Consider the following 23,378-nt stretch of genomic DNA (forward strand, 5'->3'; position numbering starts at 1 on the left):
CTGAAGCCAGCCATTTCCACGGATGTAGAACACGCGGAATCAGAGCAGCACCACGTCGTATTGTTCCTGGGAATACATGGTTTCGACCTGGAACCTGATGGTCCGGCCGATAAAACCCTCCAGCTCCGCCACGTTGCCCGACTCTTCGTCCAGCAGCCGGTCGACCACCTTCTGATTGGCCAGCACCCGATACCCTTCTGCCTGATAAGCCCGGGCCTCGCGGAGGATTTCTCGGAATATTTCGTAACAGACGGTTTCCGGGGTTTTCAACTTGCCCCGCCCCTGGCAACTGCTGCAAGGCTCGCACAGCACTTGCTCCAGGCTTTCGCGGGTGCGCTTGCGAGTCATCTGCACCAGGCCCAGCTCGGTGATGCCGATGATGTTGGTCTTGGCGTGGTCACGCTCCAGCTGCTTTTCCAGGGTGCGCAATACCTGGCGCTGGTGCTCTTCATCTTCCATGTCGATGAAGTCGATGATGATGATCCCGCCCAGGTTGCGCAGGCGCAGTTGCCGGGCAATGGCGGTGGCCGCCTCGAGGTTGGTCTTGAAGATGGTTTCCTCAAGGTTGCGATGACCGACGAAGGCCCCGGTGTTGACGTCGATGGTGGTCATGGCTTCCGCCGGGTCTACCACCAGGTAGCCTCCGGACTTGAGCGGCACCTTGCGCTCCAGGGCTTTCTGGATTTCGTCCTCGACGCCGTATAGATCGAAGATCGGCCTCTCGCCGGGGTAGTGCTCCAGGCGATCGGCGATTTCCGGCATCAGCTCGGCCACGAACACCGTGGTCTTCTGGAAGGTTTCCCGGGAGTCGATGCGGATCTTCTCGATCTTCGGGCTCACCAGGTCGCGCAGGGTGCGCAGAGCCAGGCCCAGGTCCTCGTAGATCACATTGGGCGCGCCGATGGTCTTGATCTGCGCGCCGATCTGGTCCCAGAGCCGGCGCAGGTAACGGATGTCCATCATGATCTCATCGGCCCCGGCGCCTTCGGCGGCGGTGCGCAGGATAAAACCACCGGCCTCCTTGATGCCTTCCTGGGCCACGCAATCACTGACGACCTGCTTCAGGCGCTCACGCTCGGCTTCGTCCTCGATCTTCAGCGAGATACCGACATGGGCGGTACGCGGCATGTACACCAGATAGCGGGAAGGGATCGACAACTGAGTGGTCAGGCGCGCGCCCTTGGAACCGATGGGGTCCTTGGTGACTTGCACCACCAGGCTCTGCCCTTCGTGCACCAGAGCGCTGATGCTCTCTACCGCAGTGCCTTCGCGGGTGGAAATTTCCGAGGCGTGGATAAACGCCGCCCGGTCCAGGCCGATGTCGACGAAGGCCGCCTGCATGCCCGGCAAGACCCGCACCACCTTGCCCTTGTAGATGTTGCCGACGATCCCCCGGCGCTGGGTGCGCTCGACGTGAACCTCTTGCAGCACTCCGTTTTCGACCACCGCCACGCGTGATTCCATCGGCGTGATGTTGATCAGAATCTCTTCACTCATGGCAGTGTCTCGTTCAGGCGTGTTCATAGAGGGCCGCAGCAATCGGGTACGGCGCTTTAGCGCACTGGAAGGTTTTGCCAACAGGGTATGCCGAAATGCCCGAGCAGTTCTGCGGTTTCGCACACCGGCAAGCCGACCACCGCGGAATAACTGCCATTGAGGCCGGCGACAAACACCGCTGCCAGTCCCTGGATAGCATAGCCACCGGCTTTGTCGCAGGGCTCGCCGCTGGCCCAGTAGAGCGCGGCCTCTGCAGGCGAGATCGGGCGAAAACGTACCAGGCTGCGCACCACTCGCGACTCGCAGCGTTCACCGTCAAGCAGGGCAATGGCGGTGAACACTTCATGCTCACGCCCCGAAAGCGCCATGAGCATCTGCAACGCATCAGCCTGATCCAGCGGTTTGCCGAGAATCCGCCCATCGAGCACTACCGCGGTGTCGGCCCCCAGCACACAGGCCGGGGCCTGGGATTCACTGCTGGTGATCAGCCCGCGCCCCGCCGCAGCCTTGCCTCGGGCCAGGCGCTCGACGTAGGCGGCAGGTGACTCATCGGCCAGCGGGGTTTCATCGATGTCCGCACTGATGGCGGTGAACGGCACGCCGATCTGCGTCAGCAACTCACGCCGACGAGGCGAACCGGAAGCGAGGTAAAGCGGATTCATCAAGACATCTCCCTGTCGAGGTGCGGGCCAATGCCTGACCGAATTAATTGATTTTGAAACGTCGACGCAAGCCGCGCAGGCCGAAGCTGACCCAGGGCCACAACAAGGCACTGACCAGGGCCGGCAGCACCAGGGCCAGGGTCGGCTGGCGGTTGCCGGTCAGGGCGCTGAGCCAGAGTTGCACCAACTGCGCCAGGCCGAAGATCACCAGGATCACCAGGCTCTGCTGCCACATCGGGAACATCCGCAGGCGCTGTTGCAGAGACAGTACAAGGAAGGTGATCAGCGTCAGGATCAGGGCATTCTGCCCCAGCAGCGTGCCATAGAGCACATCCTCTGCCAGCCCCAGGCACCAGGCAGTGACCATGCCGACCTTGTGCGGCAGGGCCAGGGCCCAGAACGCCAGCAACAGCGCCAGCCACAGCGGACGCAGGATCTCCATGAACTGCGGCAGGGGCGAGACGCTCAGCAGCAGCCCGATAAGGAAGGTCAACCAGACGATCCAGCCATTTCGCGAATAGGTGCTACCCGCCATTATTCTCTTCCTCCGGTGGTAGCCGGTGCTGCTGCCGGTGGTTTGGCAGCGGCCGGTTTCACCACAGGTTTATGGACCGGCTTGGCCGGAGCGTGAGCCGCGGGTTTGGCCGGGGTCGCCGGCGCAGCAGGAGTCGCAGTGGCGGGCGCAGCCCCGGCGTTTGCCGCCGCGGCCGGCTTGGGCACGGTGGCCGGGACCACTGGCGCGGCGCCGGCGCCCTGCTGGTCCTGGGCTTCCTGGGCCTGGGCGGCGTCGTTGGCACGCTCTTCGGCGGTACGCGGATCGCTGAATACCAGCAGCAGGTAGCGGCTGCGATTCAGCGCAGCGGTGGGTACCGCCCGCACAATGGCGAACGGCTGGCCGGAGTCGTGGATCACTTCCTTGACCGTGGCCACCGGGTAGCCGGCGGGGAAACGCTGGCCCAGACCGGAGCTGACCAACAGATCGCCTTCCTTTATATCCGCGGTGTCGGCCACATGGCGCAACTCCAGGCGCTCCGGATTGCCGGTGCCGCTGGCGATGGCGCGCAGGCCGTTGCGGTTGACCTGCACCGGAATGCTGTGGGTGGTGTCAGTGAGCAGCAGTACGCGGGAGGTGTAGGGCATCAACTCCACCACCTGGCCCATCAGGCCACGGGCATCGAGCACCGGCTGGCCGAGGAACACGCCATCGCGCTCACCCTTGTTGATGATGATGCGGTGGGTAAAGGGGTTCGGGTCCATGCCGATCAACTCGGCCACTTCAACCTTCTCGTTGACCAGCGCCGAGGAATTGAGCAACTCGCGCAGGCGCACGTTCTGCTCGGTGAGGGCCGCGAGCTTTTGCATGCGCCCCTGCAGCAGCAGGTTTTCGGTCTTGAGTTTTTCGTTTTCAGCGACCAGTTCGGTACGGCTGCCGAACTGACTGGCCACGCCTTGCCATAGCCGCTGCGGCAGGTCGGTGATCCAGTAGGACTGCATCAACACCAGCGACATTTGGCTACGCACTGGCTTGAGCAGTGTGAAGCGGGCATCGACCACCATCAGTGCGACCGAGAGAACGACCAGCACCAGGAGGCGCACGCCTAATGAGGGGCCTTTGGCGAAAAGCGGTTTAATAGGCCGCTCCTCCCAGGCAAATGTTGTGTTTATTCATACGGCATCAAACCGGCCTGGATGCAGATTGACAGAAGATAAACGCCACAGGCAGCACTGCAAAGTGCTGCCTGTGAGCGCAACAGCATAGATGCAACCGGCGAAGTTATTCGCTGGAGAGCAGGTCCATGGTGTGTTTGTCCATCATTTCCAATGCACGGCCACCGCCGCGAGCGACACAGGTCAGCGGGTCTTCGGCAACGATCACCGGCAGGCCGGTTTCCTGGGCCAGCAGCTTGTCCAGATCACGCAGCAGCGCGCCACCACCGGTCAGCACCAGGCCGCGCTCGGCGATGTCCGAAGCCAGTTCCGGAGGCGATTGCTCCAGGGCGCTTTTCACCGCCTGAACGATGGTTGCCAGAGACTCTTGCAGAGCCTCCAGCACTTCATTGGAGTTCAAGGTGAAGGCACGCGGCACGCCTTCGGCCAGGTTACGGCCGCGGACGTCGACTTCACGCACTTCGCCGCCCGGGTAGGCGGTGCCGATTTCCTGCTTGATGCGCTCGGCGGTGGATTCACCGATCAGGCTGCCGTAGTTGCGACGCACGTAGGTGATGATCGCTTCGTCGAAACGGTCGCCGCCAACCCGTACGGATTCGGCGTAGACCACACCGTTCAGGGAGATCAGGGCGATTTCAGTGGTACCACCACCGATGTCCACGACCATCGAACCGCGGGCCTCTTCAACCGGCAGGCCGGCACCGATCGCAGCGGCCATCGGCTCTTCGATCAGGAACACTTCACGGGCACCGGCGCCAAGGGCCGATTCACGGATGGCGCGACGCTCAACCTGGGTGGACTTGCATGGAACGCAGATCAGCACACGTGGGCTGGGCTGCAGAAAGCTGTTTTCGTGAACCTTGTTGATGAAGTACTGCAGCATCTTTTCGCAAACGCTGAAGTCGGCGATCACGCCGTCTTTCATCGGACGAATGGCTGCGATGTTGCCCGGGGTACGACCGAGCATGCGCTTGGCCTCAGTACCAACCGCGACAACACTTTTCTGATTACCGTGGGTCCGAATGGCCACAACCGATGGTTCATTCAGGACAATACCGCGCTCGCGCACGTAAATAAGGGTGTTGGCAGTGCCCAGGTCAATGGAAAGATCGCTGGAAAACATGCCACGCAGTTTCTTGAACATGGGAAAGGGACCCTAGGCAACGCGTGGGTAAAAAAGTGCGGCAAACTCTAACAACGACAGGGATTTTGGGCAAGGCGCCAATATGTTAAATTGGCCGCTTTTCTGTGCACCAACCCCCACAATCGCGGCCATAAGACCGTAGAAATGCGGTAGTGTTCCGACAATCTAACACGCGGACGAAATCCGTTTTTGTTTTCCACTGGAGAATCCCATGGCGCTTGAACGCTCCGACGTGGAAAAAATCGCTCATTTGGCCAGCATCAAGCTCAATGAAGGCGATCTTCCACACATCACCTCCGCCCTGAACAGCATTCTCGGGCTGGTGGATGAAATGCAGGCAGTCGATACCGACGGTATCGAGCCCCTGGCCCACCCCCTGGAAGCCAGCCAGCGCCTGCGCGCAGACGTTGTGACCGAGTCCAATCATCGCGAGGCCTATCAGTCCATCGCACCAGCGGTCGAAAGCGGCCTGTACCTGGTTCCGAAAGTCATCGACTAAAGGGAAAGAGCCTGCAATGCATCACATGACTCTGGCCGAGATCGCCCGCGGCCTCGCCGACAAGAAATTCTCCTCTGTAGAACTGACCCAGACCCTGCTGGCGCGCATCGCCCAGCTGGATCCGCAGATCAACAGCTTCATCAGCCTCACCCAGGACCTGGCACTGTCCCAGGCCAAGGCCGCCGACGAGCGTCGCGCCAATGGTGAGAGCGGTGCCCTGCTGGGCGCGCCGATCGCCCACAAGGATCTGTTCTGCACCCAGGGCATCCGCACCAGCTGCGGCTCGAAGATGCTCGACAACTTCAAGGCGCCCTACGACGCCACCGTGGTCGCCAAGCTGGCCGCTGCCGGGGCCGTGACCCTGGGCAAGACCAACATGGACGAATTCGCCATGGGCTCGGCCAACGAGTCGAGCTGGTACGGCGCGGTGAAAAACCCGTGGAACCTGGAACACGTACCCGGCGGTTCGTCCGGTGGTTCCGCTGCGGCGGTCGCTGCGCGCCTGCTGCCAGCCGCCACGGCCACCGACACCGGCGGCTCGATCCGCCAGCCCGCCGCCTTCACCAACCTCACCGGCCTGAAGCCGACCTACGGTCGCGTTTCCCGTTGGGGCATGATCGCCTACGCTTCCAGCCTCGATCAGGGCGGCCCACTGGCGCGCACCGCCGAAGACTGCGCGATCCTGCTGCAAGGCATGGCCGGCTTCGACCCGAACGACTCCACCAGCATCGATGAACCGGTGCCGGACTACAGCGCCGGCCTCAACGGCTCGCTGCAGGGCCTGCGCATCGGCGTGCCGAAGGAATACTTCAGCGCCGGCCTGGACCCGCGCATCGCCGAGCTGATCCACAACAGCATCAAGGAGCTGGAAAAGCTCGGTGCGGTGATCAAGGAAATCAGCCTGCCGAACATGCAGCACGCCATCCCCGCGTACTACGTGATCGCCCCGGCGGAAGCCTCTTCCAACCTGTCGCGGTTCGACGGCGTGCGCTTCGGCTACCGTTGCGAGAACCCGGAAAACCTGGAAGACCTGTACAAGCGCTCCCGCGGCGAAGGCTTCGGCAGCGAAGTGCAGCGCCGGATCATGGTCGGTGCCTACGCACTGTCCGCCGGCTACTACGATGCCTACTACCTCAAGGCGCAGAAAATCCGTCGCCTGGTGAAGAACGACTTCATGAGCGCGTTCAACGAAGTCGACATCATCCTCGGCCCGACCACGCCCAACCCGGCCTGGAAGCTCGGCGCCAAGAGCAGCGACCCGGTCGCTGCATACCTGGAAGACGTCTACACCATCACCGCCAACCTCGCGGGCCTGCCGGGCCTGTCGATGCCGGCCGGCTTCGTCGACGGCTTGCCGGTCGGCGTGCAACTGCTCGCTCCGTATTTCCAGGAAGGCCGCTTGCTCAACGTTGCGCACCAGTATCAGTTGAACACTGACTGGCACACCCGCACCCCAACCGGCTTCTGAGGAGACACACATGCAATGGGAAGTCGTGATCGGGCTGGAGATTCATACCCAGCTCACCACTCAATCGAAGATTTTCTCCGGTAGCTCCACCGCCTTCGGTGCCGAGCCCAACACCCAGGCCAGCCTGATCGACCTGGGCATGCCCGGCGTACTGCCAGTGCTGAACCAGGAAGCGGTGCGCATGGCGGTGATGTTCGGCCTCGCGGTTGACGCCGAGATCGGCCAGCACAACGTGTTTGCCCGCAAGAACTACTTTTACCCGGACCTGCCCAAGGGCTACCAGATCAGCCAGATGGAACTGCCTATTGTCGGCAAGGGCCACCTGGACATCCCCCTGGAAGACGGCACCATGAAACGCGTCGGCATCACCCGCGCGCACCTGGAAGAAGACGCCGGCAAGAGCCTGCACGAAGAATTCAACGGCGCCACCGGCATCGACCTGAACCGTGCCGGCACGCCGCTGCTGGAAATCGTTTCCGAGCCTGACATGCGCAGCGCCAAGGAGGCCGTGGCCTACGTCAAGTCGATCCACGCCCTGGTGCGCTACCTGGGGATCTGCGACGGCAACATGGCCGAGGGCTCCCTGCGTTGCGACTGCAACGTCTCGATCCGTCCCAAGGGCCAGGTCGAGTTCGGCACCCGCTGCGAGATCAAGAACGTCAACTCGTTCCGCTTCATCGAGAAGGCCATCAACTCCGAGATCCGGCGCCAGATCGAGCTGATCGAGGACGGTGGCAAGGTGATCCAGCAGACCCGCCTGTACGACCCGAACAAGGACGAAACCCGTCCGATGCGCAGCAAGGAAGAAGCCAACGACTACCGTTACTTCCCCGATCCGGACCTGCTGCCCGTGGTCATCGAGGATTCCTTCCTCGACCAGGTACGTGCCACCCTGCCGGAACTGCCACCGCAGAAACGCGAGCGCTTCCAGGAGCAGTTCGGCCTGTCGGTCTACGACGCCAGCGTCCTGGCCACCAGCCGTGAGCAGGCGGACTACTTCGAGAAGGTCGCCAGCATCGCCGGTGACGCCAAGCTCGCCGCCAACTGGGTCATGGTCGAGCTGGGCAGCCTGCTGAACAAGCAGGGCCTGGAAATCGACGAAGCCCCGGTCTCGGCCGAACAACTGGGCGGCATGCTGTTGCGGATCAAGGACAACACCATCTCCGGCAAGATCGCCAAGACCGTGTTCGAAGCCATGGCCAATGGCGAGGGCAATGCCGACGAGATCATCGACAAGCGTGGCCTCAAGCAAGTCACCGACAGCGGCGCGATCTCTGCGGTGCTCGATGAGATGCTCGCAGCCAACGCCGAACAGGTCGAACAGTACCGTGCCGCCGATGAGGCCAAGCGCGGCAAGATGTTCGGCTTCTTCGTCGGCCAGGCGATGAAAGCATCCAAAGGCAAGGCCAACCCGCAACAGGTCAACGAGCTGCTGAAGAGCAAGCTCGAGGGCTGATCGCGGTTTAACCGCAAGCGGCCCCGGCCGCTTGCGCGTGACGAGGGAGCGTGCTCCCGCTCGGTCCGACAGCGACTGCAAACCGGCCGGCGCCGCTCCAGCAAGGAACATCGCCGTCGGCTTGCGGTCTGCCAGACAGACCAGCGGGAGTACGCTCCCTCGCCACATCAACCATCGGAGCTCCCGAATGAAGCGTCTGGTTGCCACTAGCGCCCTGCTCGCTCTGCTCACCGGCTGCGCCACCAGCCACGTCATCGACCCCCGAGGTTATGACGCAACCGGCACCGCCTCCTATTACGGCGCTCGGCACCACGGCAATCGCACTGCCAGTGGCGAGCCCTTCGACCAGAACGGCCTGACCGCCGCCCACCGCGAACTGCCATTCGGCACCCGGGTACAGGTCACCAACCTGGGCAACGACAAGAGCGTCGTGGTACGTATCAACGACCGAGGCCCGCACACCCGAGGCCGCCTGATCGACCTGTCCCGCGCCGCCGCCCAACAACTGGACATGCTACGCAGCGGAACTGCCAAAGTCCGCGTCCAAGCCCTCAGCGACTGACCCCGGGAGCCCACGCCATTACCGCTTTTGCCGAACTGCCCCTGCTCAGCCTGATCCAGCTCATCAGCGGCCTGGTGATGCTGATCGCCGGCGCCGAACTGCTGGTGCGCGCGGCCATCCGCCTGGCTGCACGCCTGCACATGCGCCCACTGATCATTGGCCTGAGCATCGTCGCCTTCAGCAGCAGCGCGCCACAAATGGCCATCAGCCTGCAGGCGACCCTGGCCGACAACACCGACATTGCCGTGGGCAGCGTGATCGGCAGCAGCATTTTCAACATCCTGGTGACCCTCGGCCTGTCCGCGCTGATCATCCCGCTGCGGGTCTCGCGGCAACTGGTGCGCCTGGACATCCCGCTGATGATCGGCGCCAGCCTGCTGGTGTTCGTGCTGGCCTACAACGAACAACTCAGCCCCAGCGACGGCCTGATCCTGCTGGCAGCCCTGGTGCTGTACCTGGGCCTGCTGTTGCGCCAGTCCCGCCATTCGCACCGCCCCCACTCACCCGCACCGGCCGGCCAGCGCAGTTGGGCACCGCGCATCAGCAGCCTGCTGATGGTCCTGCTCGGCCTCGGCCTGCTGGTCTTCGCCGGGCACTTGCTGCTGGGCGCCGCCGTCTCCGTGGCCGACGACCTGGGGCTTTCCGAGCGGGTCATGGGCCTGACCGTGATCGCCGTCAGCACCTCCCTGCCCCAACTCGCCACTTCGCTGCTGGCGGCCCTGCGCGGCCAGCGCGAGATTGCCGTGGGCAACATCATCGGCAGCAACCTGTTCAACCTGCTGGGAGTGCTGGGCTTCACCGCCCTGGTGGCACCGACACCTCTTTCGGTCTCGCCCAATGCCCTGGACTTCGACCTGCCGGTCATGCTCGGCGTGGCCGTGCTGTGCCTGCCGGTGTTCTATTCCGGATACCGCGTGACCCGGGCCGAAGGCCTGCTGTTTCTGGGCTTGTACCTGGCTTACGGGCTGCATGTGGTGTCCTTCACCACCGGCATGCCTCTGGCCGGCAAGCTGGAACACCTGATGCTGTTTTTCGTCCTGCCAGCGCTGGTGGCGTTCCTGCTGTTCAGTTCGCTGCGAGCCTGGCGCCGCCAACACAAGAAGGAAGCACCATGAGCGAGAACAAGAAAAGCGGGTTGCAGATGCGTCGCCAGGTCATGGGCGATGCGTTCGTCGATCGCGCCCTGGGCAACGCCACCGAATTCACCCAGCCCTTGCAGGACTTCGTCAACGAGCATGCCTGGGGCGGTGTATGGAACCGTGAGGGCCTGCCGCTCAAGACCCGCAGCCTGATCACCCTGGCGACCCTGACCGCACTCAAGTGCCCACAGGAACTCAAGGGCCACGTGCGCGGCGCACTGAACAACGGCTGCAGTGTCGAAGAGATTCGTGAAGCGCTGCTGCATTGCGCGGTGTATGCCGGAGTGCCGGCGGCCATCGATGCGTTTCGCGCGGCCCAGGAAGTGATAGACACCTATCAGCAACCGCAGTGAACCTGCTGCCGGCTCCTACGCAATAGCCGTGCAGGAGCCGGCTCGCGGCAAAACCTAGATCCACCCACCCCACTGCAACAGGAAAATCCCGATATTGGTGGTCACCGCCGCCATCACCGTGGTGATGACGATGATCGCCGCCGCCAGTTCGTGGTTGCCATTGGCCGCCCGGGCCATGACAAAACTGGCCGCCGCGGTGGGGCTGCCAAAGTACAGGAACAGGATCCCCAACTCCGCCCCGCGAAACCCGCACAGCCAGGCCCCCAGGGTCGCCAGGGCCGGCAGGCTGACCATCTTCAGCAAACTGGAGCTCATCGCCAGCTCGCCGCTGTTGCGCAAGGCTGCCAGGGACAAGGTGCCGCCAATGCAGATCAGCGCCAGGGGCAGGGTCATCTGCGCCAGGTAGCGCCCCGAAGTTTCCAGCCAGTTGGGAATGCCGATCTGCCAGTAGGCGAACGGTGCAGCCACCAGCACACTGACAATCAGCGGGTTGCTGACAACGCTCTTGAAGATGCTCCAGGGATCGGACTTGATCACCGGGCTGTAGACCGCCAGGACGATGGTCGAGAGGGTGTTGTAGAACAGGATCACCAGGGCTGCGAGCACTGCGCCCAGGGAAATGCCGTAATCGCCGTACATGCTGGCAGCCAGGGCCAGGCCGATGATCGCGTTATTGCCGCGAAACGCGCCCTGGGTATAGATCCCGCGGTCGGCCTTGGGGCAACGCCAGATCGCCCAGCCCCAGGCCAGCCCAAAGCACGCCAGGGTGGCCAAGGAGAAATAGATCAGCACCCCGGGTTTCAACGATGAATGCAGGTCGGCATGGACAATGCCGAGAAACAGCAGCGCCGGCATGGTGACGTTGAACACCAGGGCCGAGGCCGTATGAATGAAGTTGTCGTCGATCCATTCCACCCGCTTGAGCAACAGGCCGAGCAGCAACATGGCAAAGACCGGCGCCGTGATCGTCAGGGTTTCGAGAAAAATAGCCAGCATGGGCGGGTGGACCTTGAGCCTGTCGTTAGGGCGCTAATGATAATTCAATCCGCACGCTGGCGTCTGGAGCCTCGCTTCCATGGGATCTGCCTGCCCCACGCAGTACCCAGCCTGCGGCTCCATTGCGGGGCGAAAGAAAAAATGCTGCAGCGGTGCATTCGCTTCTTGACGGGAAAACGTTTTCCTCTATGCTCGATTTAACTGTATATGCATACAGTTAAATAAGGAAATATCCCCATGACATATCAAGGAGCTAGAAATGTCAGGACTCTCTGCACAGAAGCAGCAACAGCCACAACACGCGGGCAAGATCGTCGCCGACCTGGACCGCCTGTTCAGTGAACAAGGCATCGCCATTTCCGGCGATGGCGACACCCTGGTACTGGTCGCCGATGGCCACCACACCATCAAGTACCACCGCCCGGAAGACCTGCCTCGTTCTGCACAAAAAACCACCAAGGGCCAGCCACAGCTGCGTTTCGAGGGCGGCGAACACACAGCCATCGGCGACAGCACCCTGCTGCGCTTCGCCAAGGATGCACCGGCCATCCCGGCGTGGCAGGTCGAACTGCACCTGCCTAACGGCCTGGCGCTGACCTACGGCCAGGTGGTGGCCCTGGGAGGCGACTTCTATGGCATTCCCGAGCAGCCGATCTGCGAAGGCGCAACCCCCAGTGATCGAGTACAGCGCTTTATCGCGGCGTTCAACTCCCTTGCGGTACTGCCGGCGGCGAAAGACGAAGCCCGGCAGATCCTTGCGGTGATGCAAAAGGAAATCGTCGCCGCCAACCAGGCGATCCGCGACGGCAAGCAGCCCCATGAAGCCTATGACGCCCTGGGCGACACCCTGTCCGAGGAGTGGAACAAGATAACCGGGGGCGGCAGCGTGGTATCCGCCCTGTTCCCCCTGGGGCGCTACCTGAAGCTGGCGGCCAACAACGCCGATCACTTCGGCGAGTGGGCCCTGGCTGCCTACACCGCAGGCCATACCGCAGCGCTGCAGCAAGCGGTACTGGCGGGCAAGAGCGCGGACGACAAGCAACTGGAACTGGCTTACGCAATGAACGCCTTCGCCGACCATTTCCTCACCGATCTGTTTTCCTCCGGCCACGTACGGGTGCCGCGCAAACAGGTGGCGGCGGTCGTCACCCCCAGCGACCTGGGTTCGCTGATTACCCGCTTCATGCATGACGAGGACAGCAAGTTCGGCCTGAATGTCAGCAACGCCCAGGGCGATCGCTGGCACGCCTATGGCGACAAGCGCTACTTCGACAGCGTCGACCATCGCAATCGCCAGCAAGTGAAGATGGCTGTGCAGAGTTCGGCAGACGAAATCTTCGCCAGCTACCTCAGCGGCAACCTCCCCGCACCCGCCAGCTACGCAGCCCTGAAAACCCTGCCGGACCTGAATGCCGCGAAAACCGGCAACTTCTCGCCACTGTTCGTGATGAGTGGCGACAAGGTCCTGCGCCGCAGCGACGTCAACAACCTCAATGACAGCAAGACCATCGACAACTGGTGGGGCTGGAGCACCTACCTGCTGCTGCAGAACTACAGCCCGAACAAGCCGGCCGGCTACCTGGAAACCCCCAGCGCGGTTCCGGTGATCCTCGCCGATGGCTGGCAGAGCCACAGCCCCAGCGAACCCAACTGGCTGCCAGGCCACGCGGTGCGCTACGCCCTCAGCGAAACCAACGGGTTGAACGAGTCCTACATCGGCCCCTGGTCGGCCTATGTGGAACTGAGCGACAGCTTCCAGCCAACCCTGAGCATTCCGGCCGGTACCAGCAACAGCAGCGCCACCGGGCGCAATGTGTTCCGCCAGTTCCGTGGTGGTTCACCGGAGCTGGTCGGCTCCATCGACAAGAACGCCAGCCACTTCATCGACAGCAACGCCTGATAAGGAGATCACCATGGCTATCAACCTGAAACTGCAACTGGCCTCCGGCCAGTCTCTCAAGGATGCACCACTGGAGCTGCTGCTCAACGGCGCCCCGATCGCACGAGCCAGCGTGGATGAACATGGCAACGTGGCCTTCAACGCGAAGCCGGGCAGCGGCCAGTTGGCCGTACGTGTGGACCGTTCGATCCTGCATCAGGCCTGATCGCGGCCTGTAGGAACGGCTCGCTCGCGAAACGGCCCAGCGCCCTTGCACCGGCGGTGCAAGGGCGCTGGGCTTAAGGCTAGCGCTCGGCCCTCCGTCAGGCCGTGAGAGTCTGCTCTTGCAGATGCCCCTGCTCGATACGAACGAGCCGTGGATGGAAGCGCTTGAGGCTGCTGCGATGGCCGACGCTGACAATGCTCAGGCCCGGCAACTGATCGATCAGCGCCTGATACAAGGTGGCTTCGTCCTCTTCGTCCATGGCCGAGGTGGCTTCATCCATGTACAGCCACTGCGGTGCATAGAGCAGGGCCCGGGCAAAGGCCAGGCGCTGCTGCTCGCCCGGTGACAACATGCGCTGCCAGTGATTGCTCTCGTCCAGCCGCGCCACCAGATGGGGCAAGCGGCAGGTTTCCAGGACCTGGGCATAACGCTCCTGGGGGTAGCTGTCGCCAGATTGTGGATAACTCAAGGCTTCGCGCAGGCTGCCAATGGGCAGATAGGGCTTTTGCGGCAGGAACAGGGAACGCTGGTTCGGCAGCAGGATGCTCCCGTGCCCGGCCGGCCACAGCCGGCCCATGGCCCGCAGCAAGGTACTCTTGCCGCTACCGGAACGGCCGCTGAGCATGAGCCGCTCACCTGGGTTCACGGTCATTTCAGCGCCAGCCAGCAGATGCCGGCCATCGGCCAGGTCCAGGCCCAAGTCACGTACGCGCAATTGTTCGCCCTGATGCTGCACGTCGATGGCCGGGGTCCGTTCTTCGTTATCACTCATGGCCTGGCGGAAACTCAGCAAACGATCACAGGTGGCACGCCAGGCCGCCAGGTCCGAATACGCACTGATGAACCAACTGAAGTTCTCCTGAACGTTCCCGAATGCCGAGTTGATCTGCATCAGCTCACCCAGCTCGATCTTGCCGGAAAAGTACCGCGGGGCTGCCACGATAAAGGGGAAAATGATCGCAATCTGGCCATACCCGGCGGTGAAGAAGGTCAGGCGCTTGGAGACCTTCATGATGTCCCAGAAATTGTGCCAGACCTTGCCAAAACGGCTGCTCAGACGCTGGTTCTCGTTTTTCTCGCCGTCATACAGGGCAATGCTTTCGGCATTCTCCCGTACCCGCACCATGGAAAAACGCAGGTCGGCTTCGAAGCGCTGTTGCTGGTTGTTGAGGCCGATCAGGCGGCGCCCGATCAAGTGGGTCAGCCAGCTGCCGACAGCGGCGTAAACCAGCGCGCACCAGAACATGTAGCCGGGAATGGTGTAGCCGAACACCTCTATACTGCCGGATACCCCCCACAGGATGATCGAGAAGGACACCAGGCTGACAATGTTGCGGATCAGCCCCAGGCCCAGGGACAGCGTATTGCTGGTAAAGCTGTTGAGGTCTTCGGAAATCCGCTGGTCCGGGTTGTCGGTGTAGCCGCCCTGCTCCAGCTGGTAATAGTTCTTGTGGCCCAGCCAGCGGGCAAAATGCTTCTCGGTAAGCCAGGCCCGCCAGCGGATGGTCAGCATCTGGGTCAGGTACAGGCGGTACACCGCCCCCAGGATCGCCACCGCAGCAATCCCGCAGAAATACAGGATCAAGTGCCAGAACGCCGCTTCATCCTTTTTCTGCAAGGCGTTGTAAAAGTCCTTGTACCAGCTGTTGATCCACACCGAGATGGCCACGCTGAACAGCGACAGGCCGATCACTGCAACCAGCAACAGCCAGGCCTTGCCCTTTTCCTCACTGCGCCAGTAGGGCGTGATCATGGCCCAGACCCGGCGAAAGAATTGCCCGCGCACGGCATCGTTGACCGCGGAGTATTCAGCGTTCTGATTCATCGTTGAGGCTCGATAGGAAGAAAGGCAAGCGTTGAGCCGATCATAGTAGATCGGCTCGCTTTTTCACGACGTCCAGCGGACATTCGTTCAGTCGCGGTTCAGCGACGCACGGGACGCTTCTGCAATTTGCGCTGCAAGGTACGGCGGTGCATGCCCAGGGCCCGAGCAGTGGCGGAGATGTTGCCTTCGTGTTCGGTCAGCACGCGCTGGATGTGTTCCCACTGCAAGCGGTCCACCGACATCGGGTTTTCCGGCACCAGGGTGTCGAGATCGGCGTGTTCGGAGAGCAGCGCGGCCAGTACATCGTCGGCATCCGCCGGCTTGCACAAGTAGTTGCAGGCGCCACGCTTGATCGCTTCCACCGCGGTGGCGATGCTCGAATAGCCGGTGAGAATCAGCACCCGCATCTCCGGGTCCAGCTCCAGCAGCTTGGGCAACAGCACCAGCCCGGAGTCGCCATCCATCTTCAAGTCCAGCGCGGCGTAGTCCGGCAGGTCCTGCTGGGCAATGACCAGGCCCTCCTCGGCGGAACCGGCGGTGCTCACGCGAAAACCGCGGCGGCTCATGGCTCGGGCCATCACGCGGGTAAAGGTGGCGTCATCATCCACCAGCAACAGGTGCGGCAGTTCCTCGCCTTCGACTTGGATCTCTTCACTCATGGTCGTCTCCTCGGGCGGCACGGGGCAGGCGCAGCTCGGTGAGCGTTCCGCCTTCCTCATGACTGTAGAGTTTCACTGAGCCTCCAGCGCGGGTCACGCTGGCCTTGCTCAAAAACAGGCCCAGGCCGAAGCCTTTGCCCTTGGTGGTAAAAAACGGTTTGCCGATCTGTTCGGCGATGGCCAAGGGTACTCCGGCACCGTGGTCACGAATACTGATGGTGAGGTTTTCCGCGTCCCAGTCCAGGCGTACTTCCAGGCCTTCGGGGCAGGCATCGGCGGCATTGTTCAGCAGGTTGAGCAGGGCCTGGGTCAGGTCCGGCGGCGGCGCCAGGCGCGGCACCGGCCCCTCGCCCAACAGATGGAAACGGTAGCTGGCTTCCGGGCGCATCAGGTGCCAACGGTTCAAGGCTTCGTCCAGCCACTGGGTGACTTCCTGCATGTCCACCGCCAGGCGGCGATTGGCCTCGGCCGCGCGCACCAGTTGCTGCAGGGTTTCCTTGCACAGCTTGACCTGGTCCTGAAGCACGCCGAGATCATCCTGCAGCAGCGGGTCGGAATGGTCCTGGCGCATTTCCTTGAGCAGCACGCTCATGGTCGCCAGGGGCGTGCCCAATTCATGGGCGGCGCCGGCGGCCTGGGTCGCCACTGCCAGCAATTGCTGGTCGCGCAGCCCCTCTTCGCGCCGGATCGCCCGCAGTTCTTCCTGGCGGCGCAGCTCTTCTGCCATGCGTGCAGCGAAGAAGGTGATCACCGCCGCAGCCAGGGCAAAGCTCAGCCACATGCCGTAGACCTGGAGGTTCTCCCGGGCGATGGGGAAGGTCTGCAACGGGTAGAAACGCGCCAGCAACAGGGTATAGAGCGTCAGGGCGATACCCGACAGGACCACCGAGTAGCGCCACGGCAAGGTCACCGCGGCAATGGTCAGGGGCACCAGGTAATAGGAGACGAAGGGGTTGGTGGAACCACCGGAGAAGTACAGCAGGACACTGTGGATAAACAGGTCACAGGCCAGTTGCAGGGCGTATTCCAGCTCCGTCACCGGCCACGAGGTGCGCAGGCGGATCGCGGTGAAAGCGCACAACACCATGGAAAACATCAGGGTCACGCCCAGTTGCAACCAGGGCAGCGGCAGCAGGTCCAGCCAGTAGGCGAGCCCCACCGAACCGGCCTGAGCGGCCAGCACCAGGGTACGGATAAAGGTCAGGCGCCAGAGGTTCTGACGGGTTGCGGACAGCAATTTTACGGGGGCGAGCATGAGCTCTCCTGATGAGCGCTCCAGGGCAATCGCCGGGAGTATAACCAAGCAGCCCCTGGCACAGGCAAAACTGCGGCAAAGCGCCACACTGCCTTGAGCGGCCGCGGACGATCCATGGCGATCATGTGTATCAAAGTTGTAATTGGCCGCAACGAGGAATAAAAACCACAGTCTGAAGGTTTCACCCAGGCTCTGACCTTATCCTGCGGACCGCACTCAAGGAGTTTTCATGCAGCATTTCAGTCGCAGCGTCGCCCTTCTCGCTCTCAGCGCCGGCACCCTCACCAGCCTGCCCGCCCTGGCCGCCGATGAACTGCACTACAACCAGATTTCCCTGCGCGCCGAAGTCAGCCAGGAAGTGGCTCGGGATCTGATGATCGTGACCCTCTACAGCGAATCGCAGAACACCGACCCGGCCAAGCTCGCCGCAGAAATCACCACCACCATGAACAAGGCCCTGGACCAGGCGCGCCAGGTCAAGGACGTGACCCTGCGCCAGGGCAGCCGCAACAGCTACCCGATCTACGACGGCAAGGGCCAGAAGATCACAGGCTGGCGTGAGCGCGCCGAACTGCGCCTGGAAAGCTCCGACTTCGCCGCGCTGTCCAAGCTCACCGGTGAACTGCTGGGCGACCTGAAGATGGGTGGCATGGACTTCGCCATCGCCGACCCGACCCGCAAGGCCAGCGAAGACGCGTTGCTCAAGGATGCGGTCAAGGCCTTCAAGGCCCGTGCGCAACTGGCCACCGAGGCTCTGGGCGGCAAGGGCTACAAGATCGTCAACCTGAACCTCAACAGCAATGGTTATCCACAGCCTTACATGCGCGCGCCGATGATGATGAAGGCCGCCAGCATGGATTCGGCCCCAGTGACACCAGAAGTCGAGGCCGGCACCAGCCAGGTCAGCATGACCGCCGACGGCGCCATCGAAGTGCTGATGCCCTGACCTTTTCCCTGCGTCTTCCAACGGCGATAACCTTCGGCATCAAGGTTATCGCCGTTTTTCGTTACCGGCTATTTCAACCCGGACCCGGGGGAACCCGGCTTTGTGGTGTTAGAGTTATGCCCCCCGGTACGCAGCGGCTCAGATGTTGCTGACGTCCGCCGGGTATACTGCTTCTTTCCTATAAGAGTCTCTTCAATGACCGCAGATCGCATCGGCGAACGCCTGCGTCGCTATCGCCGCGCCGCCAAGAAAACCCTGCGCCAGATCGCCAGCGAATCCGGTCTGACCGCCAGCTTCCTCTCCCAGGCAGAGCGTAATCTCACGGGTGTATCGATCTCTTCCCTGGTCAATATCGCCAAGTCTCTGAACGTTCCGCTGAACGCCCTGTTCGACCAGCCGATCCAGGCGCAACCCGACTCCCACGACGGCAAGCGGGTGCGCTACACCATCGAAGGCCAGCCACTGGCCTACGAGCGCCTGTCCAGCTCCTTTCCCGGAAACCTGATCAACGCGGTCAAGATGAACATACCGGTGGGCTACCAGTCCGAGCTGATTTCCCATGACGGCTCGGAGTTCTCCTACGTGCTTTCAGGACAGATCGTCTACACCATCGAGGGCAGTCAATATCCCCTGAGTGCCGGTGACTCGGTGCACTTCGACGCCACCAAGACTCATTGCCTGGCCAACGTCGGCAATGGCCCGGCAGAAGTCCTGACCGTCACCACCATGGGCCTGTTCGACGACCATTCCGCGGCCTGAGCCCAGCGCACGGCCGTCAGTCGAACCCCTGGGACAAACCTGTGCACAAGGAGAAATGTTAGTCACGCTTAATTTTCGTTGACCACGATTTCAGCATGACTTAATTTCGGCATCGGCGAATCGACTATCAACAACACAACAAAGCGATCGCCGTCGCCGCACAGGGTCCATGGGGCTGCATCCACTCCCCATAAGAAGGCGAGTTTCCATGGCCCACAAGGCCAATCCTCAGATATGCCCTAGAAAAAGAAAAAATGAGGTTTGCATGGATAAGACCTTTCCGCTCCAGGTTTGGCAGACAACTGGTCTGATCCGCGGCACTACGCCGTCACAAACCCGCAGCGACCTCCACAGTGACAACCTCACTGCGAGCCCCGAATTCAGCACCTGCGACGATGTGCCGAGCACGCGCCATCGCCAGCAAAATTGCGGGCATCCGTTCTCCACGGCCTCCCTCACCCAGCCGCCCATCTCCATCCGGTCAGACAAGGCCGGGCGCCTGGGCCAAGCATCACCCGGCACACCAGCCAGCACCGCACCAAGAGTGGGCGCGATGGGCTTCGATTGCCCCGTGAAAAGGCAGCGCATGCACCACAAAACACCGGCGCAAACGATCAAATGCGTCAAGATTTATACAAATGCGTCATTCCTGTACGTTCGTTCCACTCTTTGAGACTTGTGGCAGCCCTGCATCTTGCATTGGGTATGAGGGCTGCATAAGTATCGGCGGGTCGACTCACAAGGTCGCCCTCTACACCAAAAATGACAACAAATCATGAGGCCACCATGTTCAAGAAAGCAGTCCTTCCGTTATTAGTCAGCGCCGGCTTGCTCGCCAGCGCACCCTTCGCCCAAGCGGCGACTAACCTGGTGTTCTGCTCTGAAGGGAGCCCGGCCGGTTTCGACCCTGGCCAGTACACCACCGGAACCGACTTCGACGCCTCAGCCGAAACCCTCTACAACCGCCTCAGCCAGTTCGAACGTGGCGGCACCGCGGTCATTCCGGGCCTGGCCACCAGTTGGGACATCTCGGACGACGGTCTGACCTACACCTTCCACCTGCGCGAAGGCGTCAAGTTCCACACCACGCCGTACTTCACCCCGACCCGTACTTTCAACGCCGACGACGTGCTGTTCACCTTCAACCGCATGATCGACAAGGACATGCCGTTCCGTAAGGCCTACCCCACCGAATTCCCGTATTTCACCGACATGGGGATGGACACCAACATCACCAAGGTCGAGAAAGTCGACGACAAGACCGTCAAGTTCACCCTCAAGACCGTGGACGCAGCCTTCATCCAGAACCTGGCCATGAGCTTCGCCTCGATCCAGTCCGCCGAATACGCCGACAAGCTGCTCAAGGAAGGCAAGGCCAGCGACATCAACCAGAAGCCGATCGGCACTGGCCCCTTCGTGTTCAAGAGCTACCAGAAAGACTCGAACATCCGCTACACCGGCAACAAGGACTACTGGAAGCCTGAAGACGTGAAGATCGACAACCTGATCTTCGCCATCACCACCGACCCCTCGGTGCGTATCCAGAAGCTGAAGAAGAACGAATGCCAGGTCACCCTCTTCCCGCGTCCGGCCGACCTCAAGGCCCTCAAGGAAGACAAGACCCTGAAGATGCCTGAACAGGCAGGCTTCAACCTCGGCTACATCGCCTACAACGTGATGCCGGTCCTCAAGGGCCGTACCGATGCCAACCCGCTGGCCGACCTCAAGGTGCGCCAGGCGCTGGACATGGCGGTGAACAAGCCGCAGATCATCGATTCGGTGTACCAGGGCGCCGGCCAGCTGGCGGTCAACGCCATGCCTCCAACCCAGTGGTCCTATGACACCACCATCAAGGACGCCAAGTACGACCCCGAGAAAGCCAAGGAGCTGCTCAAGGAAGCCGGCATCAAGGAAGGCACCCAGATCACCCTGTGGGCCATGCCGGTACAGCGTCCCTACAACCCCAACGCCAAGCTGATGGCCGAAATGCTGCAGTCGGACTGGGCGAAGATCGGCCTGAAGGTGAACATCGTCAGCTACGAGTGGGGCGAGTACATCAAGCGCTCCAAGGGCGGCGAGAACCAGGCGATGATCATCGGCTGGAGCGGCGACAATGGTGACCCCGACAACTGGCTCGGCACCCTGTTCGGTTGCGATGCAATGAACGGCAACAACTTCTCGAAATGGTGCGACAAGCCTTACGACGCCCTGATCAAGCAAGCCAAGGCTACCTCTGATGTAGCCAAGCGCACCGAGCTGTACAAGCAGGCGCAACATATCCTCAAAGATGCAGTACCGATGACACCTATCGCTCACTCGACGGTGTTCCAACCCATGCGCGCCAACGTGCAGGATTTCAAAATCAGCCCCTTTGGCTTGAATTCCTTCTACGGCGTCAGCATCGGCAAATAAGGTTCTGCAACGGCGACGTCCATGACGTCGCCGTTGCTTTACCAGCCCGGCCCGCTGGAGCTCGGTCTCTACTGTGCAACGACCCGCCACTGGCGCACTGTCTTGCGAATTCAGAGCCGATTCCTACAGGCATTTCAGGTTCGACGCAGTTACCGCCCGGCCCTCGACCCTCAAGGTCGGTGCAAGGCGAAGCTGCGTCTGCCAACGGGCACCTGCCGCACGTAGTGGTTTGGCATCAATGGCCTGTACAGGCTCCAGGAAGGAGTCATGGCCCATTGTTCATCACAACAAAAATGGAGAAGTACGGTCATGCGTCATTCCTGGATTTTCCCGGCCCTGCTGGGCAGCGGCCTGTTGGCCGCCAGTTCGTTCGGCACCGCCGCCGAACGCAGCCTGGTGTTCTGTTCCGAAGGCAGCCCGGCGGGCTTTGACACCGCCCAATACACCACTGCTACCGACAACGATGCCGCCGAGCCGCTGTACAACCGCCTGGTGGAGTTCGAAAGAGGTGCCACCAACGTGCTGCCAGCGCTGGCCAAGAGCTGGGACATTTCCGAGGACGGCCTCACCTACAGCTTTCACCTGCGCGAAGGGGTGAAGTTCCATAGCACGCCCTATTTCAAGCCGAGCCGAGACCTCAACGCCGACGACGTACTGTTCACCTTCAACCGCATGCTCGACGCCGAACATCCATTCCGCAAGGCTTACCCGACGGAGTTTCCCTACTTCAACGGCATGAGCCTGAACAAGAACATCGCCCGGGTCGAAAAGACCGACCCGCTGACCGTAGTCATGACCCTCAATACCGTGGATGCGGCCTTCATCCAGAACCTGGCCATGAGCTTCGCCGCGATCCTTTCCGCCGAATACGCCGAGCAACTGCTCCAGGCCGGCACCCCGAGCCAGATCAACCAGAAACCCATCGGCACCGGGCCCTTCGTGTTCCAGCGTTACCAGAAAGACTCACAGATCCGCTACAGCGCCAACCCGCACTACTGGGACCCAAGCCGGGTCAAGCTCGACCGGCTGATCTTCGCCATCAACACCGACGCCTCGGTACGGGTACAAAAGCTGCGGGCCGGCGAATGCCAGGTGACCCTGCACCCGCGCCCCGCCGATATCGACACGCTGAAAAACGACCCGAAACTGCAAGTCATCGAAAAGCCCGGGTTCAATCTGGGCTACATCGCCTACAACGTGCAACACAAACCCTTCGACCAGCTCGAAGTGCGCCAGGCGCTGGACATGGCGGTGAACAAGCCAAGCATCCTCAACGCTGTGTACCAGGGTGCCGGGCAGCTGGCAGTCAACGCCATGCCACCGACCCAGTGGTCCTACGACGAAACCATCAAGGACGCCGCCTACAACCCGGAAAAAGCCCGGGAGCTGCTCAAGGCCGCCGGGGTCAAGGAAGGCACGCAAATCACCCTCTGGGCCATGCCGGTGCAACGCCCCTACAACCCCAACGCCAAGCTGATGGCCGAGATGCTGCAGTCCGACTGGGCGAAGATCGGCCTCAAGGTGAAGATCGTCAGCTACGAGTGGGGCGAGTACATCAAGCGCACCAAGAACGGCGAACACGACATCAGCCTGATCGGCTGGACCGGCGACAACGGTGACCCGGACAACTGGCTGGGCACGCTGTACAGCTGCGACGCCATTGGCGGCAACAACTACTCCATGTGGTGCAACCCGCAGTACGACAAGCTGATCAAGCAGGCCAAGGTCGTCACCGACCGTGAACAGCGCAGCCTGCTGTACAAACAGGCCCAGCAACTGCTCAAGCAACAGGTCCCTATCACACCCGTGGCCCACTCGACGATCAACCAGCCGCTGAGCGCGAAAGTCGAAGGTTTCAAGGTCAGTCCTTTCGGCCGCAACGCCTTTTCGGGTGTCAGCCTAGCCCCATAACCGATGAGCCAAAACCCTGGGGGCGATTTTCGCCCTCACGCAGACGCTTTGCCTGAATTCGG

At 61.9% G+C, this 23,378-nt stretch carries 22 protein-coding genes; 13 read left to right on the forward strand and 9 right to left on the reverse strand.

What is annotated here, in order from left to right:
- Positions 1-39 precede the first annotated feature (39 nt).
- The 5 genes from rng to mreB form a co-directional block, all read right to left on the reverse strand.
- Positions 40-1,497, reverse strand: coding sequence for a ribonuclease G (gene rng, locus A9971_RS15565; protein ID WP_011059254.1), 1,458 nt, complete (start codon positions 1,495-1,497; stop codon positions 40-42).
- A gap of 56 nt (positions 1,498-1,553) precedes the next feature.
- Entirely contained in the window at positions 1,554-2,159 is a 606-nt protein-coding gene (locus tag A9971_RS15570) for a nucleoside triphosphate pyrophosphatase (protein WP_011059253.1), read from the reverse strand.
- Between the two features lie 43 nt (positions 2,160-2,202).
- Positions 2,203-2,694, reverse strand: coding sequence for a rod shape-determining protein MreD (gene mreD, locus A9971_RS15575; protein ID WP_011059252.1), 492 nt, complete (start codon positions 2,692-2,694; stop codon positions 2,203-2,205).
- Positions 2,694-3,791 (reverse strand): rod shape-determining protein MreC, encoded by a 1,098-nt coding sequence (gene mreC / locus A9971_RS15580; RefSeq protein WP_072443017.1) that lies wholly within the window; start codon positions 3,789-3,791, stop codon positions 2,694-2,696. The genes mreD and mreC overlap by 1 nt, the downstream gene beginning before the upstream one ends.
- 142 nt (positions 3,792-3,933) lie before the next feature.
- Entirely contained in the window at positions 3,934-4,971 is a 1,038-nt protein-coding gene (gene mreB / locus A9971_RS15585) for a rod shape-determining protein MreB (protein ID WP_002555108.1), read from the reverse strand.
- A 211-nt stretch (positions 4,972-5,182) separates the two neighbouring features.
- On the opposite strand from mreB, the gene gatC reads away from it, so the two are divergent.
- From gatC to A9971_RS15615, 6 genes are all read left to right on the forward strand, one after another.
- The gene (gatC, locus tag A9971_RS15590) at positions 5,183-5,470 is read left to right on the forward strand and encodes an Asp-tRNA(Asn)/Glu-tRNA(Gln) amidotransferase subunit GatC (RefSeq protein WP_011059250.1); all 288 of its coding nucleotides are present in this window, start codon (positions 5,183-5,185) and stop codon (positions 5,468-5,470) included.
- Between the two features lie 16 nt (positions 5,471-5,486).
- Positions 5,487-6,938, forward strand: a complete 1,452-nt coding sequence (gene gatA / locus A9971_RS15595) for an Asp-tRNA(Asn)/Glu-tRNA(Gln) amidotransferase subunit GatA (RefSeq protein WP_053149031.1) — start codon at positions 5,487-5,489, stop codon at positions 6,936-6,938.
- Between the two features lie 10 nt (positions 6,939-6,948).
- On the forward strand, positions 6,949-8,394 hold the full coding sequence (gene gatB / locus A9971_RS15600; RefSeq protein WP_011059248.1) for an Asp-tRNA(Asn)/Glu-tRNA(Gln) amidotransferase subunit GatB: 1,446 nt from the start codon (positions 6,949-6,951) through the stop codon (positions 8,392-8,394).
- 187 nt (positions 8,395-8,581) lie between these two features.
- Positions 8,582-8,956 (forward strand): septal ring lytic transglycosylase RlpA family protein, encoded by a 375-nt coding sequence (locus A9971_RS15605; protein ID WP_011059247.1) that lies wholly within the window; start codon positions 8,582-8,584, stop codon positions 8,954-8,956.
- A 50-nt stretch (positions 8,957-9,006) separates the two neighbouring features.
- Positions 9,007-10,071 carry a calcium/sodium antiporter gene (locus A9971_RS15610; RefSeq protein WP_026020272.1) on the forward strand — a complete coding sequence of 355 codons (1,065 nt, stop codon included), beginning with the start codon at positions 9,007-9,009 and terminating at the stop codon, positions 10,069-10,071.
- Positions 10,068-10,448, forward strand: a complete 381-nt coding sequence (locus A9971_RS15615; protein WP_011059245.1) for a carboxymuconolactone decarboxylase family protein — start codon at positions 10,068-10,070, stop codon at positions 10,446-10,448. The genes A9971_RS15610 and A9971_RS15615 overlap by 4 nt, the downstream gene beginning before the upstream one ends.
- A 54-nt stretch (positions 10,449-10,502) precedes the next feature.
- Here the strand turns inward: A9971_RS15615 and A9971_RS15620 are convergent, their stop codons facing one another.
- Positions 10,503-11,444 (reverse strand): AEC family transporter, encoded by a 942-nt coding sequence (locus A9971_RS15620; protein WP_011059244.1) that lies wholly within the window; start codon positions 11,442-11,444, stop codon positions 10,503-10,505.
- Between the two features lie 259 nt (positions 11,445-11,703).
- Between A9971_RS15620 and A9971_RS15625 the strand changes: the two genes are divergently transcribed.
- Together A9971_RS15625 and A9971_RS15630 are read left to right on the forward strand one after the other, a co-directional pair.
- Complete coding sequence (locus A9971_RS15625) at positions 11,704-13,344, forward strand: phospholipase (RefSeq protein ID WP_123577444.1); 1,641 nt, start codon at positions 11,704-11,706, stop codon at positions 13,342-13,344.
- A gap of 13 nt (positions 13,345-13,357) precedes the next feature.
- Positions 13,358-13,549, forward strand: a complete 192-nt coding sequence (locus A9971_RS15630) for a hypothetical protein (protein ID WP_011059242.1) — start codon at positions 13,358-13,360, stop codon at positions 13,547-13,549.
- A gap of 97 nt (positions 13,550-13,646) precedes the next feature.
- Here A9971_RS15630 and A9971_RS15635 read toward each other — a convergent pair whose 3' ends face one another.
- The 3 genes from A9971_RS15635 to A9971_RS15645 all read right to left on the reverse strand — a co-directional run bounded on the left by A9971_RS15635 (position 13,647) and on the right by A9971_RS15645 (position 17,288).
- Positions 13,647-15,374, reverse strand: a complete 1,728-nt coding sequence (locus tag A9971_RS15635; protein WP_183001337.1) for an ABC transporter ATP-binding protein/permease — start codon at positions 15,372-15,374, stop codon at positions 13,647-13,649.
- A 98-nt stretch (positions 15,375-15,472) separates the two neighbouring features.
- Positions 15,473-16,033 (reverse strand): response regulator transcription factor, encoded by a 561-nt coding sequence (locus tag A9971_RS15640; protein ID WP_011059240.1) that lies wholly within the window; start codon positions 16,031-16,033, stop codon positions 15,473-15,475.
- Positions 16,026-17,288, reverse strand: coding sequence for an ATP-binding protein (locus A9971_RS15645; protein WP_015634149.1), 1,263 nt, complete (start codon positions 17,286-17,288; stop codon positions 16,026-16,028). Before A9971_RS15645 ends, A9971_RS15640 begins: the two co-directional genes overlap by 8 nt.
- 229 nt (positions 17,289-17,517) lie before the next feature.
- Here A9971_RS15645 and A9971_RS15650 point away from each other — a divergent pair, with 229 nt between their 5' ends.
- From A9971_RS15650 to A9971_RS15670, 5 genes are all read left to right on the forward strand, one after another.
- Positions 17,518-18,234 (forward strand): SIMPL domain-containing protein, encoded by a 717-nt coding sequence (locus A9971_RS15650; protein WP_011059238.1) that lies wholly within the window; start codon positions 17,518-17,520, stop codon positions 18,232-18,234.
- 195 nt (positions 18,235-18,429) lie between these two features.
- Complete coding sequence (locus A9971_RS15655; protein WP_015634148.1) at positions 18,430-18,993, forward strand: helix-turn-helix domain-containing protein; 564 nt, start codon at positions 18,430-18,432, stop codon at positions 18,991-18,993.
- 265 nt (positions 18,994-19,258) lie between these two features.
- On the forward strand, positions 19,259-19,666 hold the full coding sequence (locus A9971_RS15660) for a hypothetical protein (RefSeq protein WP_019096050.1): 408 nt from the start codon (positions 19,259-19,261) through the stop codon (positions 19,664-19,666).
- 113 nt (positions 19,667-19,779) lie between these two features.
- A complete protein-coding gene (locus A9971_RS15665) occupies positions 19,780-21,405 on the forward strand; it encodes an ABC transporter substrate-binding protein (RefSeq protein ID WP_011059237.1) in 1,626 nt (541 codons plus the stop codon).
- Positions 21,406-21,714: 309 nt separating this feature from the next.
- Positions 21,715-23,316: an ABC transporter substrate-binding protein gene (locus tag A9971_RS15670; RefSeq protein ID WP_011059236.1), complete on the forward strand. Its 1,602-nt coding sequence runs from the start codon at positions 21,715-21,717 to the stop codon at positions 23,314-23,316.
- Positions 23,317-23,378 lie beyond the last annotated feature (62 nt).

The organism is Pseudomonas sp. UME65 (assembly GCF_014170225.1).
Taxonomy (GTDB): Bacteria; Pseudomonadota; Gammaproteobacteria; order Pseudomonadales; family Pseudomonadaceae; genus Aquipseudomonas; species Aquipseudomonas protegens.

Excerpts from the sequence above, each read along its gene's own strand:
- A9971_RS15645 (WP_015634149.1), bottom strand. The coding sequence starts at position 17,288 with ATGCTCGCCCCCGTAAAATTGCTGTCCGCAACCCGTCAGAACCTCTGG.
- A9971_RS15620 (WP_011059244.1), bottom strand. The coding sequence starts at position 11,444 with ATGCTGGCTATTTTTCTCGAAACCCTGACGATCACGGCGCCGGTCTTT.
- A9971_RS15655 (WP_015634148.1), top strand. The coding sequence starts at position 18,430 with ATGACCGCAGATCGCATCGGCGAACGCCTGCGTCGCTATCGCCGCGCC.
- A9971_RS15665 (WP_011059237.1), top strand. The coding sequence starts at position 19,780 with ATGTTCAAGAAAGCAGTCCTTCCGTTATTAGTCAGCGCCGGCTTGCTC.
- gatB (WP_011059248.1), top strand. The coding sequence starts at position 6,949 with ATGCAATGGGAAGTCGTGATCGGGCTGGAGATTCATACCCAGCTCACC.
- mreB (WP_002555108.1), bottom strand. The coding sequence starts at position 4,971 with ATGTTCAAGAAACTGCGTGGCATGTTTTCCAGCGATCTTTCCATTGAC.
- gatC (WP_011059250.1), top strand. The coding sequence starts at position 5,183 with ATGGCGCTTGAACGCTCCGACGTGGAAAAAATCGCTCATTTGGCCAGC.
- A9971_RS15660 (WP_019096050.1), top strand. The coding sequence starts at position 19,259 with ATGGATAAGACCTTTCCGCTCCAGGTTTGGCAGACAACTGGTCTGATC.
- A9971_RS15605 (WP_011059247.1), top strand. The coding sequence starts at position 8,582 with ATGAAGCGTCTGGTTGCCACTAGCGCCCTGCTCGCTCTGCTCACCGGC.
- A9971_RS15630 (WP_011059242.1), top strand. The coding sequence starts at position 13,358 with ATGGCTATCAACCTGAAACTGCAACTGGCCTCCGGCCAGTCTCTCAAG.
- A9971_RS15635 (WP_183001337.1), bottom strand. The coding sequence starts at position 15,374 with ATGAATCAGAACGCTGAATACTCCGCGGTCAACGATGCCGTGCGCGGG.
- A9971_RS15570 (WP_011059253.1), bottom strand. The coding sequence starts at position 2,159 with ATGAATCCGCTTTACCTCGCTTCCGGTTCGCCTCGTCGGCGTGAGTTG.
- A9971_RS15640 (WP_011059240.1), bottom strand. The coding sequence starts at position 16,033 with ATGAGTGAAGAGATCCAAGTCGAAGGCGAGGAACTGCCGCACCTGTTG.
- A9971_RS15615 (WP_011059245.1), top strand. The coding sequence starts at position 10,068 with ATGAGCGAGAACAAGAAAAGCGGGTTGCAGATGCGTCGCCAGGTCATG.
- mreD (WP_011059252.1), bottom strand. The coding sequence starts at position 2,694 with ATGGCGGGTAGCACCTATTCGCGAAATGGCTGGATCGTCTGGTTGACC.
- A9971_RS15625 (WP_123577444.1), top strand. The coding sequence starts at position 11,704 with ATGTCAGGACTCTCTGCACAGAAGCAGCAACAGCCACAACACGCGGGC.
- rng (WP_011059254.1), bottom strand. The coding sequence starts at position 1,497 with ATGAGTGAAGAGATTCTGATCAACATCACGCCGATGGAATCACGCGTG.
- A9971_RS15670 (WP_011059236.1), top strand. The coding sequence starts at position 21,715 with ATGCGTCATTCCTGGATTTTCCCGGCCCTGCTGGGCAGCGGCCTGTTG.
- A9971_RS15650 (WP_011059238.1), top strand. The coding sequence starts at position 17,518 with ATGCAGCATTTCAGTCGCAGCGTCGCCCTTCTCGCTCTCAGCGCCGGC.
- gatA (WP_053149031.1), top strand. The coding sequence starts at position 5,487 with ATGCATCACATGACTCTGGCCGAGATCGCCCGCGGCCTCGCCGACAAG.